Source organism: Pseudomonas sp. FP1740 (assembly GCF_030687165.1).
Taxonomy (GTDB): domain Bacteria; phylum Pseudomonadota; class Gammaproteobacteria; order Pseudomonadales; family Pseudomonadaceae; genus Aquipseudomonas.
In genome coordinates this window covers 4,110,561-4,126,752 of sequence record NZ_CP117461.1, presented here as the reverse complement: position 1 = coordinate 4,126,752, position 16,192 = coordinate 4,110,561, and the positions used below count along the sequence as shown (strand labels likewise).

Annotated in this window: 23 protein-coding genes; 13 read left to right on the top strand and 10 right to left on the bottom strand. The window is 60.0% G+C overall.

Annotated elements, in window-relative coordinates:
- The first annotated feature begins 15 nt into the window (after positions 1 to 15).
- The 5 genes from lolA to cysG all read left to right on the top strand — a co-directional run bounded on the left by lolA (position 16) and on the right by cysG (position 5,096).
- The gene (gene lolA, locus PSH69_RS18480) at positions 16 to 639 is read left to right on the top strand and encodes an outer membrane lipoprotein chaperone LolA (protein ID WP_018925528.1); all 624 of its coding nucleotides are present in this window, start codon (positions 16 to 18) and stop codon (positions 637 to 639) included.
- A 69-nt stretch (positions 640 to 708) separates the two neighbouring features.
- Positions 709 to 2,031, top strand: a complete 1,323-nt coding sequence (locus PSH69_RS18475; RefSeq protein WP_007941126.1) for a replication-associated recombination protein A — start codon at positions 709 to 711, stop codon at positions 2,029 to 2,031.
- Positions 2,031 to 2,405, top strand: a complete 375-nt coding sequence (crcB, locus tag PSH69_RS18470) for a fluoride efflux transporter CrcB (protein WP_007941127.1) — start codon at positions 2,031 to 2,033, stop codon at positions 2,403 to 2,405. Before PSH69_RS18475 ends, crcB begins: the two co-directional genes overlap by 1 nt.
- Positions 2,406 to 2,420: 15 nt before the next feature.
- Positions 2,421 to 3,701: a serine--tRNA ligase gene (gene serS / locus PSH69_RS18465; protein ID WP_258669397.1), complete on the top strand. Its 1,281-nt coding sequence runs from the start codon at positions 2,421 to 2,423 to the stop codon at positions 3,699 to 3,701.
- Positions 3,702 to 5,096 carry a siroheme synthase CysG gene (gene cysG, locus PSH69_RS18460; protein WP_019580092.1) on the top strand — a complete coding sequence of 465 codons (1,395 nt, stop codon included), beginning with the start codon at positions 3,702 to 3,704 and terminating at the stop codon, positions 5,094 to 5,096.
- Between the two features lie 64 nt (positions 5,097 to 5,160).
- Here cysG and PSH69_RS18455 read toward each other — a convergent pair whose 3' ends face one another.
- From PSH69_RS18455 to PSH69_RS18420, 8 genes are all read right to left on the bottom strand, one after another.
- Positions 5,161 to 6,162 (bottom strand): glutathione S-transferase family protein, encoded by a 1,002-nt coding sequence (locus tag PSH69_RS18455; RefSeq protein WP_305409375.1) that lies wholly within the window; start codon positions 6,160 to 6,162, stop codon positions 5,161 to 5,163.
- Positions 6,163 to 6,252: 90 nt separating this feature from the next.
- Positions 6,253 to 7,254: a glycosyl transferase family protein gene (locus PSH69_RS18450; protein WP_064618781.1), complete on the bottom strand. Its 1,002-nt coding sequence runs from the start codon at positions 7,252 to 7,254 to the stop codon at positions 6,253 to 6,255.
- Positions 7,251 to 7,586 carry a TusE/DsrC/DsvC family sulfur relay protein gene (locus PSH69_RS18445; protein ID WP_018925534.1) on the bottom strand — a complete coding sequence of 112 codons (336 nt, stop codon included), beginning with the start codon at positions 7,584 to 7,586 and terminating at the stop codon, positions 7,251 to 7,253. The genes PSH69_RS18450 and PSH69_RS18445 overlap by 4 nt, the downstream gene beginning before the upstream one ends.
- Complete coding sequence (gene tusB / locus PSH69_RS18440) at positions 7,583 to 7,876, bottom strand: sulfurtransferase complex subunit TusB (protein WP_086944981.1); 294 nt, start codon at positions 7,874 to 7,876, stop codon at positions 7,583 to 7,585. Before tusB ends, PSH69_RS18445 begins: the two co-directional genes overlap by 4 nt.
- Entirely contained in the window at positions 7,876 to 8,238 is a 363-nt protein-coding gene (gene tusC / locus PSH69_RS18435) for a sulfurtransferase complex subunit TusC (RefSeq protein WP_018925536.1), read from the bottom strand. Before tusC ends, tusB begins: the two co-directional genes overlap by 1 nt.
- A 1-nt stretch (position 8,239) precedes the next feature.
- Positions 8,240 to 8,632, bottom strand: a complete 393-nt coding sequence (gene tusD, locus PSH69_RS18430) for a sulfurtransferase complex subunit TusD (protein ID WP_026286366.1) — start codon at positions 8,630 to 8,632, stop codon at positions 8,240 to 8,242.
- Positions 8,633 to 8,730: 98 nt separating this feature from the next.
- Positions 8,731 to 9,060, bottom strand: coding sequence for a DUF6388 family protein (locus PSH69_RS18425; protein ID WP_305409374.1), 330 nt, complete (start codon positions 9,058 to 9,060; stop codon positions 8,731 to 8,733).
- Between the two features lie 18 nt (positions 9,061 to 9,078).
- Complete coding sequence (locus tag PSH69_RS18420) at positions 9,079 to 9,327, bottom strand: hypothetical protein (RefSeq protein ID WP_305409373.1); 249 nt, start codon at positions 9,325 to 9,327, stop codon at positions 9,079 to 9,081.
- Between the two features lie 148 nt (positions 9,328 to 9,475).
- Here PSH69_RS18420 and PSH69_RS18415 point away from each other — a divergent pair, with 148 nt between their 5' ends.
- A complete protein-coding gene (locus tag PSH69_RS18415) occupies positions 9,476 to 9,826 on the top strand; it encodes a hypothetical protein (protein WP_086944979.1) in 351 nt (116 codons plus the stop codon).
- Positions 9,827 to 9,887: 61 nt separating this feature from the next.
- On the opposite strand, the gene PSH69_RS18410 is transcribed toward PSH69_RS18415, so the two are convergent.
- The gene (locus PSH69_RS18410; protein WP_305409372.1) at positions 9,888 to 10,313 is read right to left on the bottom strand and encodes a GNAT family N-acetyltransferase; all 426 of its coding nucleotides are present in this window, start codon (positions 10,311 to 10,313) and stop codon (positions 9,888 to 9,890) included.
- A 149-nt stretch (positions 10,314 to 10,462) separates the two neighbouring features.
- Between PSH69_RS18410 and PSH69_RS18405 the strand changes: the two genes are divergently transcribed.
- From PSH69_RS18405 to PSH69_RS18380, 6 genes are all read left to right on the top strand, one after another.
- Complete coding sequence (locus tag PSH69_RS18405; RefSeq protein WP_305409371.1) at positions 10,463 to 10,900, top strand: hemerythrin domain-containing protein; 438 nt, start codon at positions 10,463 to 10,465, stop codon at positions 10,898 to 10,900.
- Positions 10,901 to 11,058: 158 nt separating this feature from the next.
- Positions 11,059 to 11,559 carry a hypothetical protein gene (locus PSH69_RS18400; protein ID WP_305409370.1) on the top strand — a complete coding sequence of 167 codons (501 nt, stop codon included), beginning with the start codon at positions 11,059 to 11,061 and terminating at the stop codon, positions 11,557 to 11,559.
- A gap of 12 nt (positions 11,560 to 11,571) precedes the next feature.
- Positions 11,572 to 11,814, top strand: a complete 243-nt coding sequence (locus PSH69_RS18395; protein ID WP_019580101.1) for a hypothetical protein — start codon at positions 11,572 to 11,574, stop codon at positions 11,812 to 11,814.
- A gap of 242 nt (positions 11,815 to 12,056) precedes the next feature.
- Positions 12,057 to 12,650, top strand: a complete 594-nt coding sequence (locus PSH69_RS18390; protein ID WP_305409369.1) for an NUDIX domain-containing protein — start codon at positions 12,057 to 12,059, stop codon at positions 12,648 to 12,650.
- A gap of 125 nt (positions 12,651 to 12,775) precedes the next feature.
- Positions 12,776 to 13,315, top strand: coding sequence for a kinase inhibitor (locus tag PSH69_RS18385; protein WP_305409368.1), 540 nt, complete (start codon positions 12,776 to 12,778; stop codon positions 13,313 to 13,315).
- Positions 13,316 to 13,320: 5 nt separating this feature from the next.
- On the top strand, positions 13,321 to 14,139 hold the full coding sequence (locus PSH69_RS18380) for a helix-turn-helix transcriptional regulator (RefSeq protein ID WP_305409367.1): 819 nt from the start codon (positions 13,321 to 13,323) through the stop codon (positions 14,137 to 14,139).
- Between the two features lie 119 nt (positions 14,140 to 14,258).
- Here the strand turns inward: PSH69_RS18380 and PSH69_RS18375 are convergent, their stop codons facing one another.
- Entirely contained in the window at positions 14,259 to 14,981 is a 723-nt protein-coding gene (locus PSH69_RS18375; RefSeq protein WP_305409366.1) for a pirin family protein, read from the bottom strand.
- Positions 14,982 to 15,207: 226 nt separating this feature from the next.
- Here PSH69_RS18375 and PSH69_RS18370 point away from each other — a divergent pair, with 226 nt between their 5' ends.
- Positions 15,208 to 16,158 carry a GlxA family transcriptional regulator gene (locus PSH69_RS18370; RefSeq protein WP_305409365.1) on the top strand — a complete coding sequence of 317 codons (951 nt, stop codon included), beginning with the start codon at positions 15,208 to 15,210 and terminating at the stop codon, positions 16,156 to 16,158.
- The last annotated feature ends 34 nt before the right edge of the window (positions 16,159 to 16,192 follow it).

The following is a 16,192-nucleotide window of genomic DNA, read 5'->3' as shown; positions in this document are numbered from 1 at the left end:
TTTATGAGGACTCCCATGCGTCTTATCCGCATGCTGTTGCTGCCGGTACTGGCTTTGACCACGCTCTCGGCCCACGCCGATGACAAGGATGTGGCGCGTCTGACTCAACTGCTGGAAAAATCCCAGACCTTGACCGCGCGCTTCTCCCAGCTGACCCTCGATGGCAGCGGCACTCAATTACAAGAAACTGCGGGTGAAATGTCCTTGCAGCGCCCGGGCCTGTTCTACTGGCACACCAACGCGCCGGCCGAGCAAACCATGGTATCGGACGGTAAGAAAGTGACCCTCTGGGACCCGGATCTGGAACAGGCCACCATCAAGACCCTCGATCAGCGTCTGACCCAGACCCCGGCGTTGCTACTGTCCGGTGACGTGTCCAAGATCAGCCAGAGCTTCGACATCAGCGCCAAGGAAGCCGGCGGCGTGATCGACTTCACCCTGAAGCCGAAAACCAAGGACACCCTGTTCGACAGCCTGCGCCTGTCGTTCCGCAATGGTCTGGTCAATGATATGCAGATGATCGACAGCGTCGGCCAGCGTACCAATATCCTGTTCACCGGTGTGAAGGCCAACGAGCCGATCCCGGCCTCCAAATTCAAGTTCGACATTCCCAAGGGTGCCGATGTGATCCAGGAGTAAACCTGTAGAAGCGGGCTTGTGTGGTGTTCGCCAAACTTGAGAATTGACTCGAGGTTTTAAAAGTACGTGATGGACCTGTTTCGCAGTGCCCCGATTGCTCAACCCTTGGCCGCCCGTTTGCGTGCGGCCAATCTGGACGAGTACGTCGGTCAGGAACACGTGCTCGCTCGCGGCAAGCCTTTGCGCGAAGCCCTGGAGCAGGGAGCCCTGCACTCGATGATTTTCTGGGGGCCACCGGGCGTGGGTAAAACCACCCTGGCGCGGCTGCTGGCGGAAGTCTCGGATGCGCACTTCGAAACGGTTTCAGCGGTGCTGGCCGGGGTCAAAGAGATTCGTCAGGCGGTGGAAGTCGCCAAGCAGCAGGCCGGGCAGTACGGTAAACGCACCATCCTGTTCGTCGACGAAGTGCATCGCTTCAACAAGTCCCAGCAGGATGCGTTCCTGCCGTACGTTGAAGACGGCACGCTGATTTTCATCGGCGCGACCACGGAAAACCCCTCGTTCGAACTCAACAACGCGCTGCTGTCCCGGGCGCGTGTCTATGTGCTCAAAAGCCTCGACGAAGCCGCCCTGCGCAAGCTGGTGCATCGCGCGCTGACCGAAGAGCGCGGGCTGGGCAAGCGGCAACTGACCCTCAGCGACGAGGGCTTCCAGATGCTGCTGTCCGCCGCCGATGGCGATGGCCGGCGTTTGCTTAACCTGCTGGAAAACGCCTCGGACCTGGCCGAAGACCACAGCGAAATCGGCGTCGACCTGCTGCAAAGCCTGCTCGGCGACACCCGTCGACGTTTCGACAAGGGCGGCGAAGCCTTCTACGACCAGATATCCGCGCTGCATAAATCGGTACGCGGTTCCAACCCCGATGGCGCGCTGTACTGGTTCGCGCGAATGATCGACGGCGGCTGCGACCCGCTGTACCTGGCCCGACGCGTGGTGCGCATGGCCAGCGAAGACATCGGCAATGCCGACCCCCGCGCCCTGAGCCTATGCCTGGCGGCGTGGGAAGTGCAGGAGCGCCTCGGTAGCCCCGAAGGCGAACTGGCGGTGGCCCAAGCCATTACCTATCTGGCTTGCGCGCCGAAAAGCAACGCGGTGTACATGGGCTTCAAGGCCGCGATGCGCAGCGCCACCGAACACGGTTCGCTGGAAGTGCCGCTGCACCTGCGCAACGCGCCGACCAAGTTGATGAAGCAATTGGGCTACGGCGACGAATACCGTTATGCCCACGATGAGCCGGATGCCTACGCCGCTGGCGAAGATTACTTCCCGGACGAGTTGGAGCCACAACGGTTCTATCAACCCGTGCCCCGCGGCCTGGAGCTGAAGATCGGCGAAAAGCTCAACCACCTCGCGCAGCTTGACCGTCTAAGCCCCCGACAGCGGAGAAAATAGTGATTCCTTTGATCGTTGCGGTTTCCGTCGGCGGTGTCGCCGGTACGCTGTTGCGTTTCGCCACCGGTAACTGGATCAACGCGAATTGGCCGCGGCACTTCTATACCGCGACGCTGGCCGTTAATATCGTGGGCTGTTTGCTGATCGGCGTTCTATACGGCCTGTTTTTGATTCGCCCGGAGGTATCGTTTGCGGTACGCGCCGGGTTGATCGTCGGCTTCCTCGGGGGGCTGACGACTTTTTCATCCTTTTCACTGGATACGGTGCGCCTGCTGGAAACCGGGCAAGTGCCGCTGGCCTTGGGCTATGCGGCCATCAGCGTATTCGGCGGGCTGCTCGCCACCTGGGCTGGCCTGTCCTTGACCAAACTTTGATAACGAGAAACCGACATGCTCGATTCCAAACTGTTACGTAGCAACCTTCAGGACGTAGCGGACCGCCTGGCATCCCGTGGCTTTGCCCTGGATGTTGCGCGCATCGAAGCGCTGGAAGAACAGCGCAAGACCGTCCAGACCCGCACCGAAGCTCTGCAGGCTGAACGTAACGCGCGCTCCAAATCCATCGGCCAGGCCAAGCAGCGCGGCGAAGACATCGCGCCGCTGATGGCGGACGTCGAGCGCATGGCGGGCGAGTTGAGCGCCGGTAAAGTCGAGCTGGACGCGATCCAGACCGAGCTGGATTCGATCCTGCTGGGTATCCCGAACCTGCCGCACGAATCGGTGCCGGTCGGCGATGACGAAGAAGGCAACGTTGAAGTGCGCCGTTGGGGCACGCCGAAGACTTTCGACTTCCCGGTTCAGGACCACGTGGCCCTGGGCGAGAAGTTCGGCTGGCTGGATTTCGAAACCGCCGCCAAACTGTCCGGCGCCCGTTTCGCCCTGCTGCGCGGCCCGATTGCTCGCCTGCACCGTGCCCTGGCGCAGTTCATGATCAACCTGCACATCAACGAACACGGTTACGAAGAGGCTTACACGCCTTATCTGGTACAAGCGCCGGCCCTGCAGGGCACCGGTCAGTTGCCGAAATTCGAAGAAGACCTGTTCAAGATCAGCCGCGACGGCGAAGCCGATCTGTACCTGATTCCGACCGCTGAGGTGTCGCTGACCAACATCGTGGCCGGCGAAATCGTCGATTCGAAACTGCTGCCGATCAAGTTCGTGGCGCACACACCATGCTTCCGCAGCGAGGCCGGCGCGTCGGGTCGCGACACTCGCGGGATGATCCGTCAGCACCAGTTCGACAAAGTCGAGATGGTCCAGATCGTTGAGCCGTCGACCTCGATGCAAGCGCTGGAAAACCTGACTGCCAACGCCGAGAAAGTCCTGCAACTGCTGGAGCTGCCATACCGCACCCTGGCGCTGTGCACCGGCGACATGGGCTTCAGCGCGGTCAAGACCTACGACCTGGAAGTGTGGATTCCGAGCCAGGACAAGTACCGCGAGATTTCGTCGTGCTCCAACTGTGGCGACTTCCAGGCCCGCCGCATGCAAGCGCGTTTCCGCAACCCGGAAACCGGCAAGCCTGAGCTGGTGCACACCCTGAACGGTTCCGGCCTGGCGGTCGGTCGTACCCTGGTGGCGGTACTCGAGAACTATCAGCAGGCCGACGGTTCGATCCGTGTGCCTGAAGTGCTCAAGCCGTACATGGGTGGCCTTGAGGTCATCGGCTAAATGGACTATCTGCCGCTGTTCCATAACCTTCGCGGCAGTCGTGTGTTGGTCGTCGGCGGGGGGGAGATTGCCTTGCGCAAATCCCGCCTGCTGGCCGAAGCCGGTGCGCTGCTGCGGGTGGTCGCACCTGAAATCGAACCGCAGTTGCGTGAGCTGGTAGCCGGCAGCGGTGGCGAGTGCCTGGTGCGTGGCTACGTCGAGGCGGATCTGGACGGTTGCGGGCTGATCATCGCCGCCACCGACGACGAACCGCTGAACGCGCAAGTCTCCGCCGATGCCCATCGGCGTTGCGTGCCGGTCAACGTGGTGGACGCGCCGGCCCTGTGCAGCGTGATCTTTCCCGCGATTGTCGACCGTTCGCCTCTGATTATTGCCGTGTCCAGTGGCGGCGATGCGCCGGTGCTGGCGCGGTTGATTCGCGCCAAGCTGGAAACCTGGATTCCTTCCACTTACGGTCAACTGGCCGGTTTGGCTGCGCGTTTCCGCAACCAGGTCAAAGGCCTGTTTCCGGACGTGCAGCAGCGTCGGGCGTTCTGGGAGGATGTGTTCCAGGGACCGATTGCCGACCGGCAACTGGCCGGGCAGGGCGCCGAGGCCGAGCGTCTGATGCTGGCGAAAATCAATGGCGAGGCGCCTGTCGCCACCGGCGAAGTTTATCTGGTGGGCGCCGGGCCGGGTGATCCCGACCTGTTGACCTTCCGCGCCTTGCGCTTGATGCAGCAAGCCGACGTGGTGCTGTATGACCGTCTGGTGGCGCCGGCGATTCTGGATTTGTGCCGTCGCGATGCCGAGCGGGTCTACGTCGGCAAGCGCCGCGCCGATCACGCCGTACCTCAGGAACAGATCAACCAGCATCTGGTGGATCTGGCCAAGGCCGGCAAGCGCGTGGTGCGCTTGAAGGGTGGCGATCCGTTCATTTTCGGGCGTGGTGGCGAAGAGATCGAAGAACTGGCGGCCCATGGCATCCCGTTCCAGGTCGTGCCGGGCATTACCGCTGCCAGCGGTTGCGCGGCGTATGCCGGGATTCCGCTGACTCACCGCGATTACGCGCAGTCAGTGCGGTTTGTCACCGGGCACCTCAAGGACGGTTCCACCGATTTGCCGTGGGCCGACCTGGTCGCGCCGGCGCAAACCCTGGTGTTTTACATGGGGCTGGTGGGCTTGCCGATCATCTGCGAGCAGTTGATCAAGCACGGTCGCGCGGCCGATACCCCGGCGGCGTTGATCCAGCAGGGCACCACGGTCAATCAGCGGGTATTTACCGGCACCCTGGCCGACCTGCCACGGCTGGTGGCGGAGCATGAAGTGCATGCGCCGACACTGGTGATCGTCGGGGAAGTGGTGCAACTGCGCGAGAAACTGGCGTGGTTCGAAGGGGCTCAGGCGCAGGTCTGACCTGTGGCGAAGGGGCTTGCCCCCGTTGTGATCGTTCCCACGCAGAGCGTGGGAACGATTAACATCAGGCCTTGCGCCAAACCCCTTTCCCGCTCAACCGCCCCCGATCATGGGCCGCGGTAAAATTCTGCGCCGGCCCTTTCGGCACAATTCCGGTCGGATTGATGGTCTTGTGGCTGCCATAGTAGTGGTTCTTGATGTGGGTGAAATCCACCGTCTCGGCAATCCCGGGCCACTGATAAATCTCCCGTAACCAGTTCGACAGGTTCGGATAATCGGCAATCCGCCGCAGATTGCATTTGAAGTGGCCGTGATACACCGCATCAAAACGAATCAGTGTGGTGAACAACCGGATATCCGCTTCGGTCAGGTATTCACCCGTCAGGTAACGATTCGCGCCCAGTAGCTGTTCCAGCTGATCCAGCTCCGCAAACAACTCATCGAACGCCTCTTCATAAGCCTGCTGCGAGGTGGCAAACCCGGCGCGATAGACGCCGTTGTTCACTGCTGGATAAATCCGCTCGTTCAGGGCGTCGATTTCGCTGCGCAGCGGTGCCGGGTAGAAATCCAGGCCATTGCCGGTCAAGTCATCGAACGCGCTGTTGAACATGCGGATGATCTCCGCCGATTCATTGCTGACGATGCGGTTGGTCTGTTTGTCCCACAGCACCGGCACGGTGACGCGGCCGGTGTAGTCGGCGGTATCGGCGGTGTAGCGCTGGTGCATGAAATTGAAATGATCGAGCTTGTCGCCGGTCGATCCGAGGTTTTTATCGAAGGTCCAGCCGTTTTCCAGCATCAACCAGCTAACCACCGACACGTCGATCAGGCTTTCAAGGCCTTTGAGTTTGCGCAGGATCAGCGTGCGGTGGGCCCACGGGCAGGCGAGGGACACATAGAGGTGATAGCGACCGGCCTCGGCGGCAAAACCACCGACGCCGCTCGGGCCTGGCTTGCCATCGGCGGTCAGCCAGTTGCGACGCTGCGCCTGTTCACGCTGGAACGCGCCATCCTTGCTGCTTTGGTACCACTGATCCTGCCAGCGACCTTCGACTAACAAACCCATGTGCCTGACTCCTCAACCTATAAGCGTTGGAGAGGAGTTTATGCGCATAGGTTCGAACAAAAAGCGCAAAGGTTGGGCTGTTATGATCGATTAAATCGATCGGTCCCGGGCGTCCCAATATTGCTGGGCGGTTTCGAAGGCTTGTTCGCGAGGCTGGCCGAGGCCGCGCAAGGCCAGGGCCATGGTCGAGATCAGCGCCATTTGCGGGTAGCTGTCGACCACGTCGCCACGCCATACGGCTTTCAAGTGCTCCGGGTCCAGGCTCGCCGGTTTGACGTGGCGCTGGCTCGACAGCTGCGGCCATTCTTCATCCCAGCTTTCGCCTCCGGTGGTGCCATACAGGTGACTGTCGGCGTCCGGATTGATCTCAATCTCGCCGCCATCGCCCTTGACGACGATTGCCGTGTCCCCGAGCAGACCGCTGGCATCGCGATGCACCGCCTGGTAGCCGGGGTGGAAAATGCTTTGCAGGCCACAACGGGCGCCCAATGGGTTGAGAATCCGCGCCAGGGAATGGATCGGCGAGCGCAGGCCCAGAGTGTTGCGCAGGTCGATCATTCGCTGAAGCTGGGGGGCCCAGTCCACCAATGGCATGAACGCCAGACCGCCCTGATCGAGTGCCGCACCGACCTGCTGCCAGTTGCGGCACAACGGTATGTTCAGCGTCTCGAGCAGTTGCTCGCTGTACAACCGCCCCGCCGTGTGCGCGCCACCGCCGTGCATGAAAATGCGCACGCCGTTCTGCGCCAGGCACTTGGCCGCCAGCAGATACCACGGCAAATGCCGTTTCTTGCCTGCGTACGTCGGCCAGTCCAGATCGACCGCCAGTGCCGGTGGATTCAGGCGTTCACGCAAGGCTTCGGTGAACCCGGCCATTTCCTCGGCGCTCTCTTCCTTGTGCCGCAACAGCATCAGGAACGCGCCTAGCTGGGTGTCCTCGATCTTGTCGTCGAGCACCATGCCCATGGCCTCGCGGGCTTCGGCCCGGGTCAGATCGCGGGCGCCGCGTTTGCCTTTGCCAAGGATCCGCACGAACTGGGCGAACGGGTGCTCGGCGGGCGTTTCGAGGGTCAGCGCTGGATAGTCGGTCATAAGCAATTCGTCGGTTTGGGCAGGCCCGCCAGTTTCGCGGCGAGTTTGGCAGGGGTGCCTTTGAACAGTCGGTTCAGGTGCAGGCTGTTGCCCTTGTCGGGGCCGAGCTTCAATGCGGTGTACTTGATCAGTGGGCGGGTGGCCGGGGACAACTGGAATTCGTCGTAGAAACTGCGCAGCAGTTCGAGGATTTCCCAATGTTCCGGGCTCAACTCGATGTCTTCGGCGGCGGCGAGGGCGGTGGCCACCTCGGTAGACCAGTCGCTCAGTTCCACCAGGAAGCCGTCCTTGTCCAGTTCAATGGCGCGGGCGCCAACGGTCAGGGATTTCATAGCCAACTGTTGACCTTGTCATAGTGAATCGACAGTTCGACGAAGGCCGGGTAGTCAATGGCACTGGCCCAGTCCGGAACTTGCAGAGCCCGGGCCTGCGCGTCTTCGGCCAGTACGAACAGTTTCAGGTTGCGAGCATGCAAAGAGCTGAATGGCGCGGTGCCTGGCTGCAGGGCATAGGTCGCATCGCCACTCAGCAGCAGCGCATCGTTGGGGCCGATCACGCGCAGGCAACTGCCCAGGCGCTCGTCGCCGAAAGGGGAATGAGACAACACATGCAAAGTCGACATCAGAGGGTGATCACCTGGTCGTAACGGTCAATAAGGGCGGTGATGTCCTGGGCGCTCAGTACCCGGGCTTCTTCAAGCGACAGACCTTTGGGGTCCAGGCCTCGGGCCGCTACGCTTTCAGCGCACACGAACAGGTCTTCGACGCCAAACATCGGCAAGGCTTGCAGGTTGGCGCTCAGGTCTTTCTGCTGCAATGCCTTGGCGTCCTGTTTCGCGGCGAGCTGGAACACGCCGTCATCAAGAAACAGCAGCCCGATCGGCAGATCGAAGGCGCCGCCGGCCAGCACGATGTCCAGCGCTTCCCGCGCATTCGGCCCGGACCACGGCGCCTGACGGCTGATAATCAGCAAGGATTTAGCCATCTCACGCGCCTCCGAAACAGATCAGACGGTCAGCGTCCTGCACCGCGTCATGCAACTGGCCAAGGCCGGACAATTCCCACGGCGCGCCCACGGCGACCGCTTCACGTTGATAGCGCTGGGCTTCTTCCTCGTTCAGCACGCCGCGACGCAGGGCGGCGGCGATGCAGACCACGCCATCGAGTTGATGTTCGGTGACGAAGGTGCGCCATTGCTTGGGCAAATCCTGCTCATCCTGAGGCGTGACCACACTGCCGGACGCGTTGTAGACACCATCCTGATAGAAAAACAGCCGGACAATCTCATGCCCGCCGGCCAGCGCCGCCTGGGCGAACAGCAAGGCACGGCGCGAGGAGGGCGCATGGGCGGCGGAAAACAGCGCTATGGCGAATTTCATGACGGACTCGATCAGCAAAACTGCGGCCATGATAAAGCTTTATCGGCAGGGCGGCGAAGGGCGTTTGCTCGCAGACCGAGTCGCTGCCATTGCGAGGATTATTTGGTCAGCCCATACAACTCGCAATACTCAAGCCAGTCCATGCCGGCCATCTCTGCAACTTCCTTGTGCACTTCCATGCGTTGGGCCTGATATTCCTCGGGCGTGGCGGTGGTCAGTTGCAGTGTCAGCTCCCAGGCAAACAAACCCAGGCGCTCGGCCTCGGCTTCGAACGCTTCATGCAAGCGTTCGTCGCGGTATTGCGCCACAGTCTCGCCTTTGGCCTGGGCGAGCAGGGGATTGAGATTGTCGAGCTCAAGACGCAGCTCAGGGCGTTCATCGAGAAATTTCCTCAGCGCCTGTTCGTGTTGCTGTTCGGTTGTCGCCATGGTCACTCCTTGAGGGGATTACGAAGACTGCTTTTTGCTCGCCTTGGCAGCCGCAGCCAGACACTCAAGGGCAAACTGCTCGGTGTAGGTCATCTGGATCGGCGTGGTTTCGCCTTTGACGGTTCTTTCGCCGTCGAGAATGTAACGAATCCGCTTGTCGGTGACGCCAATTCGCTTGGCGATCCAGGCCGGCGTCTGGCCGATCTGGCTGATCAGTTTGTCGGCGTAGTCGGTGGACGGTTTGTAGAACTCGGCATTGGGTATCATGGCTTTCCTGAAAAAATGGGCGATGCGACGCTATCGGCGCGACAGGGTGCGCGAATCGTTGCGCGGTGTCGCGGTATAAATGAAGTAAAGCAGAACGATACGCCGCGCCGCGGTGGTACAGTCCGCTTTTTCCTGATGAGCGAACGCAATGCGAATTCTGATGGTGGCGCTGGCCGCAACCTTGCTGGCGGGCTGCGCCGGATCGGCGATGAACGACGCCCGCAGCAAAACCCCGTACAAAACCCTGACCTCGGACAAACCTGAAAAAGTCGTCGCCCAGTGCGTGCAGTTTGCCTGGCAGGACGAGGCGGTGTTCGGCGTCGATGCCGGCGCGTATTTGCAACCGGGCAAGAAGGGTGGCTCGACGGTCTACACCCGTTCGGCCGAGTCTTTCGTGGACGTGACCAGCGATGCTTCAGGCACAGCCTTGAGCTACTACGCCCAGCATGATGATTTTGTCGCCAAGCGTCGTTTGGCGGCGTTGGCGACCTGCCTGTAAGAGGTTTATGAGGCAGTCCCCCTGTGGGAGCGAGCAGGCTCGCTCCCACAACGTTTGCGTTTTAATCAATCAAACGCTTCTGGAAAAAGAAACGCTTATGGCCTGGCGGATAATCGGCAATCTGCCCCAGTTCGCTGAAGCCGTGTTTTTTGTAGAACTCCGGCGCCTGGAAGTCGAAGGTGTCCAGCCAGATCCCGATGCACGCCTTCTCCCGCGCCAGGTCTTCGGCCATCTGCATCAGCTTCGAGCCCAGCCCTTGGCCCCGTGCCTGGTCCGGCACCGACAACAACTCAATGAAAAACCACTGGTAAAACACCCGGCCATAAAGCCCTCCGAGAATCTCGTCGTTGTCATCGCGCACCAACAAGGCAATCTGCTCTGACACCGTGGGCCCGGCCTTTGAGGCGTTGTAGGCGCGCAGCGGTGTGAGGATTGCTTCGCGCTCCTCCGCAGTGGCATTTTTCGACAATTCGATTCGCAGAGTCATAGGCAACACATCCTTATGGCAGTGAACACGGAGCCTATCCCGGTTGCGGCGATTGTTCTATCCCCCCCGAAGCCCAAGGAACCCCCGGGGCTCCGGGAATGTCTAGCGTGAACAGCATCGTTGTTGAAAGCAGTCATTGAGGGCAGCCCGTGAACATTTTTGAAGCCTTGCGCGAAAGCCACGACCGTCAGCGCCGCTATGCCGATGCAGTGATTCAAACCAGTGGCGACACCCCGGAACGGGTCGAGGCTTACAAACGGCTCAAATCCGAGCTTCAGGCCCACGCAACCGCTGAAGAACGCCATTTCTACATCCCGCTGATGGAGTTCGACAACGGCGTGGATCTTGGCCGCCACGCTATCTCCGAACACCACGAAATGGACGAGATGATGGAAACACTGGATGCCACCGAAATGTCCAGTCCGTCCTGGTTGGCAACGGCGAAAAAACTCTCGGAGAAGGTCCATCACCACCTCAAAGAGGAGGAGCAGAAGTTCTTTCAGATGGCCGGCAAGTTACTCGACGACCAACAGAAAGAAACCCTCGCCGGGGAGTATCAGAAAGAATACAGGGCGCAACTTTCCTGAGGATGAAAGCGCCGCAATGCGGTTCACTCAAGAGAGTCTTGAGTCAGTAAGAACTTGTGGCGAGGGAGCCAACACACCTTGCCGGCAAGGTGAAATGATTTGAATCCAATGCGCTCCTTGTAGAGAATCGCCATCTTTGCCTCGAAAGGATGCGCGCGATGAAGTTCGAAGGGACTTCCCAATACATGGGCACTCACGGGATCGTCTTCAACGTCTCGCAGATCACCCTCACCGACAGCGAGCGCGGACGCCTGCGCGAGCTGCATTTTGGCGAGGCGAAAAGCGCCCACTATGAGGTCAACAGCAAGGTTGTCGAGGTGTACGACAAGATGCAGGCCAAGAGCCTGCCGTGCGTGATGATGATCGGCATCTCCAAGCCGCTGACCCGGCAACAGGGCGATGCCCTCAATGCCCAACGCACCAAGGTCGCCAACCTGGCCGCCTCCGCCTTCGGTGGCGCTGCCGGTACTGTGGGCGGTTTAGCCGGACCTGCAGGCAGTGTCGCCGCAGGTACTGTTGTAACTGCGGGTGTGCGCTCGTACGTCAATGACGCTCTGCCCACCTACCATGCTGGCGATGTAATCGTCAGCATCCAGGCGCAGGTCAATGGTGGGATTGGCCCACAGCGCTCTTCCGAATCCCTGATCATCAAGACCTGAGTGGGGCTGCACATGTCCGAAATTACCCAGACGGTCATCGTCGTGGCGCTGGCCTTTCTACTTGATCGGTTTCTTAAGCCGTACCCGCTGCGCAAGTGGCTAGGGGTGACGCTGGTGGTGGCAGGCGCAATCGGCTGCGTTGCAGTGAGCCAGACCCAGTTGCTGGGCTTTGACTTGGGATTGATGTCGGTCCTTGCCGTGCCGGTGGGCGCGGGGCTGTTCGTGACCAGGCGGCGGTTCGAGCAGATTGGCTGAAGGTCAGGAAGGTGTGTTGACCGGACGGATACCTTGCTCCCGCTTGAGTGCGTAGCGCTCACAAAAATCGCAATGGTTGTCAGATTTTTGGGGCCGCTACGCAGCCCAGCGGGAGCAAGCTCCCTCGCCACAGGTTTCTCCGGCTCAAGGTTCTCTTGAGTGCACAGCATTACGACAGTCGCCGGGTTTTTCTGTTTTCGCCTAACATGGACGCTTTCTGACGAACATAAGGATGGATTGTCATGTCGAACACAGCCGAGAGGGTCAACATCATCGAGTCCCAGGTGCTGTCCCACGACTGGTATCTGCTGAAGAAAATCACGTTTGATTACTTGCGCAACAACGGCGACTGGCAGCGCCAGACCCGCGAGGTTTACGACCGTGGCAACGGTGCAGCGATCCTGCTGTTCAACCGCGAGAAGAAAACCGTCGTGCTGACCCGCCAGTTCCGGTTGCCGGTGTTCGTCAACGGCCATGATGGCTTGTTGATTGAAGTCGCGGCGGGGCTGCTGGAAGGTGCCGCGCCTGAAGAGCGCATTCGCGCCGAAGCCGAAGAAGAAACCGGCTATCGCGTCCACCATGTGCTGAAGGTGTTCGAGTCCTACATGAGCCCCGGTTCGGTCACGGAGAAACTGCATTTCTTTATTGCCGAGTACGATGCCTCTTCGAAAGTCAGCGAGGGCGGTGGGCTGGAAGACGAAACTGAAGAACTGGAAGTGTTGGAGTGGAAATTCGACGACGCCCTTGAGGCGTTTTATCGCGGGGAAATCTGCGATGCCAAGACCATCATGCTGCTGCAGTATGCGGCGATGAAGAATATCTTCGCAGCGGTTTGAGATCACCTGTGACAGTGCCTGGATCGAGAGAGCGTTCAGGCACAATGGTCGAGCGTTTCGGCACAGTAATCAGCCTTTGCTCTCTCTAGACTCGTGCTTCATACCAAGACACCGATGAGGTCACGATGAACATCCGAATTATCCTATCCGCATTGTCCATGGGCGTCGTCCTCACCGGGCACGCTGCCGACTTCTCGTTGACCAGCCAGGATATTGCTGAAAATCGCCCGCTGACCAGTCGCGAGGTGTTCCAGGGCTTCGGTTGCGAAGGGGGTAATACGTCTCCGCAACTGTCTTGGTCCAACGCCCCGGCGGGGACTAAAAGTTACGCGATCACGGTCTACGATCCTGATGCGCCGACCGGCAGCGGCTGGTGGCATTGGACGGTGGTCAACTTACCGGCTTCAACCAAAAGTTTGCCAAGCGGGGTCGGTTCGAACCTGCCTGCCGGTGCCGTACAAGGACGAACCGATTATGGCCAACCGGGATTTGGCGGAGCGTGCCCTCCTGTGGGGGATAAGCCCCATCGCTATCAATTCACCGTATGGGCGTTGAAAGTCGATAAGCTGCCACTCGACAGCCAGGCCAGCGGAGCCTTGGTGGGCTATATGCTCAATGCCAACGCCTTGGCCAAAGCGACCATCACTTCAACTTACGGACGTTAAGAACAATGCGCGCTTGTGACGGCATCCAGCACCGGGAGAACATTATCGATGCGTGTGTCATCCGGGCGCGGCAGCCTCATACCTTGCAACGGGTGCCGATCTTCGCAACCACCTTGTGTCGAGTGCGACAGGGGGAAAAGCTGTTGCAATGGGATGACCGGGAGATGCGCGCAGGGCCGCAACATCTGATTCTGATGCCGGCCGGGCGCGAGCTTGGTATCTCGAACTTCCCCGGTCGTCACGGTCATTACATCGCTGATGTCGTGACCTTTCCCGGTTCGACACTGCGCAACTTCAGCAGCCGATATGGCCGGCAGATCATGAGTGGGCGCCGTGCCCCGAAGACAGATCTGTGTGTTCCCCTGGACCGGCACACGACGCAGGCGTGGGATCAGTTATTGGCCGCCATCAATGCGAACGCGCCGGATGCATTGCGCACCCACTATGGGGAAGCGGTTCTGCTCAGCCTGGGCCTCAATGGCCAGGCCGGACCGCTGCTGATGGATCGTAATGATCCACTGTGCGAGCGTGTGCAGCAGTTGCTGATGGGCAGCCCTGAGAGTGACTGGACGGTTGCGAGCGTCGCACAACACCTGAACCTTGGTGAATCGACGTTGCGTCGCCAACTGGCCAATGAGGGGAGCAGCTTCAGGAATATTCTGGAAAACGTTCGACTGGCGACCGCGTTGCAATGGTTGCAAACCACTTCCCGGCCCATCGGTGAAATTGCCGGTGCCAGCGGCTACGCCTCGGCCTCACGTTTTGCCGTGCGCTTTCGCTCACATTACGGCCTGTCGCCACGGGAATTGCGGGCGGCGATTTAGGTATTCCTGTACTTGATTTGATCCGAGTGAAAACGGCCTGTCGGCCGTTTTTTTTGTACCTGGCGAAAACCTTAACCGCCGGCCCCTGTGGCGAGGGAGCAAGCTCCCTCGCCACAAAGTCATGGCATTTCGGGCAACTCCTGCGGCCGCAAATCAAACACCAGCACCTCGGCATCCACGCCATTGCTCAAGGTCAGCACCTGTTCTTCACGAACCCGTACGCCGTCGCCTTCCTGCAGCTGCATACCGTTCAGCTCGACACTGCCCCGCGCCACATGCACATAGGCGTAGCGATCGGCAGCCAGTTCCAGCGTGGCGCTTTCCTTGCCGTCGATCAGGCCGGCATACACCCGCGCATCCTGCCGGACTTTCAATGAACCCTTGGCCCCATCCGGGGAGATGATCAACTGCAAGCGGCCGCGTTTTTTCTGGGTGCTGAAATGCTCTTGCTGATAACGCGGTTTGGCGCCGCTGACATCAGGCACGATCCAGATTTGCAGGAAGTGCACCGGGCGTGTCGATGAGTGGTTGTATTCACTGTGCGCCACGCCACTGCCGGCGCTCATCAGTTGCACGTCGCCAGGGCGGATCACCGAACCGGTGCCTAAAGTGTCCTTGTGTTCCAGCGCGCCTTCGAGCACGTAGGAGAAAATCTCCATGTCGCGATGAGGGTGCTGTCCAAAGCCTTTGCCTGCGGCTACGCGGTCGTCGTTGATCACCAACAGGTCGGAAAAGCCCTGTTCCCGTGGGTTGCGGTAGTTGGCAAAGGAAAAGGTATGGAACGACTTCAACCAACCGTGATTGGCCGCACCGCGATCCGAAGCTTTGCGAAGGGTCAGCATGATGAAATCTCCTGTCAGGACGTGAATTCGTCCGAGTGAGGAGAAGGTTAATGTTTACCTGAAAGTGCAGTAAGTAGATGGAAATTGAAATACTGTCTCGCGCAGGTTGACAGTTGTGCGAACGGGTTCATGTATGCTTGTTGTTACATGTGGCCATAATGTGGGGCGCCAGACCTATGGGCGGCGCAATGGTATTGAACAGTTCTCTATTAGTGACCTTGAACCCATGAAAACCGTGGCAATGGTGTTGTTCCCAGACTTTCTCCTGCTCGACATGGCCGGCCCCATGGAAGTGTTTTCCATCGCCAATCGTTATCTGCAACCGGCGGACCGATACGAGCTATTGACCATCGGCACCGTGCAGGGCGCATTGCGGGCCTCCAACGGCGTCAGTGTCCAGGCTGATCTGCACATTGATCAGGCGAACGGGCGCTACGATGTGTTGCTGGTGCCGGGCGGGCCGGGGGCCTACAACGAAAAGTATCCGCCGCTGCTCGACTGGCTTCGGGGAGCCATCAGCCGTGCTGACCGATACGGGTCGATCTGCACCGGCGCGTTCGTGCTCGGGCATGCCGGATTGCTGGACGGCTTTCGCGTGACCACTCACTGGCATTACACCGAACGACTGATCAAAGGCTTCCCCAAGGCTATCGTCGAGACCGATCAGATTTTCGTGCAGGACCGCAACCTCATCACTTCCGGCGGTGTCACCGCCGGTATCGACCTGGCGCTGGCGGTGGTTGCCCAGGACCACGGCAAGAAAGTCGCCCAGGACGTCGCCAAAGTGCTGCTGGTAGTGATGAAACGCCAGGGCGGGCAGGCGCAGTTCAGTCCGTTGATGGCCGCGGTGGGCCCCCAGGAAACGCCGGTCACCCGGGTGCAGAACCATGTGCTCGAACACCTCGACGAAGCGTTCGGTATCGAACGTATGGCCAGTCTGGTGAACATGAGTGCGCGGCACTTCGCCAGGGTTTTCACCCGGGAAGTGAATATGACGCCGATGGAGTTTCTGCAAAGCGCGCGCATCGATCACGCCAGGAATCTGTTGGAAACCAGCGAGCTGCCGCTCAAGACCGTGGCCTATAAAAGTGGCTTCGGCAGCGTGCGGCACATGCGATTTCTTTTCAGTGAAAAGCTCGGCCTGACCCCCACCCAGTATCGCGAGCAGTTCAGTTAACGCGCTGTTGTCCGTCGTGCGCACCGCGATGACC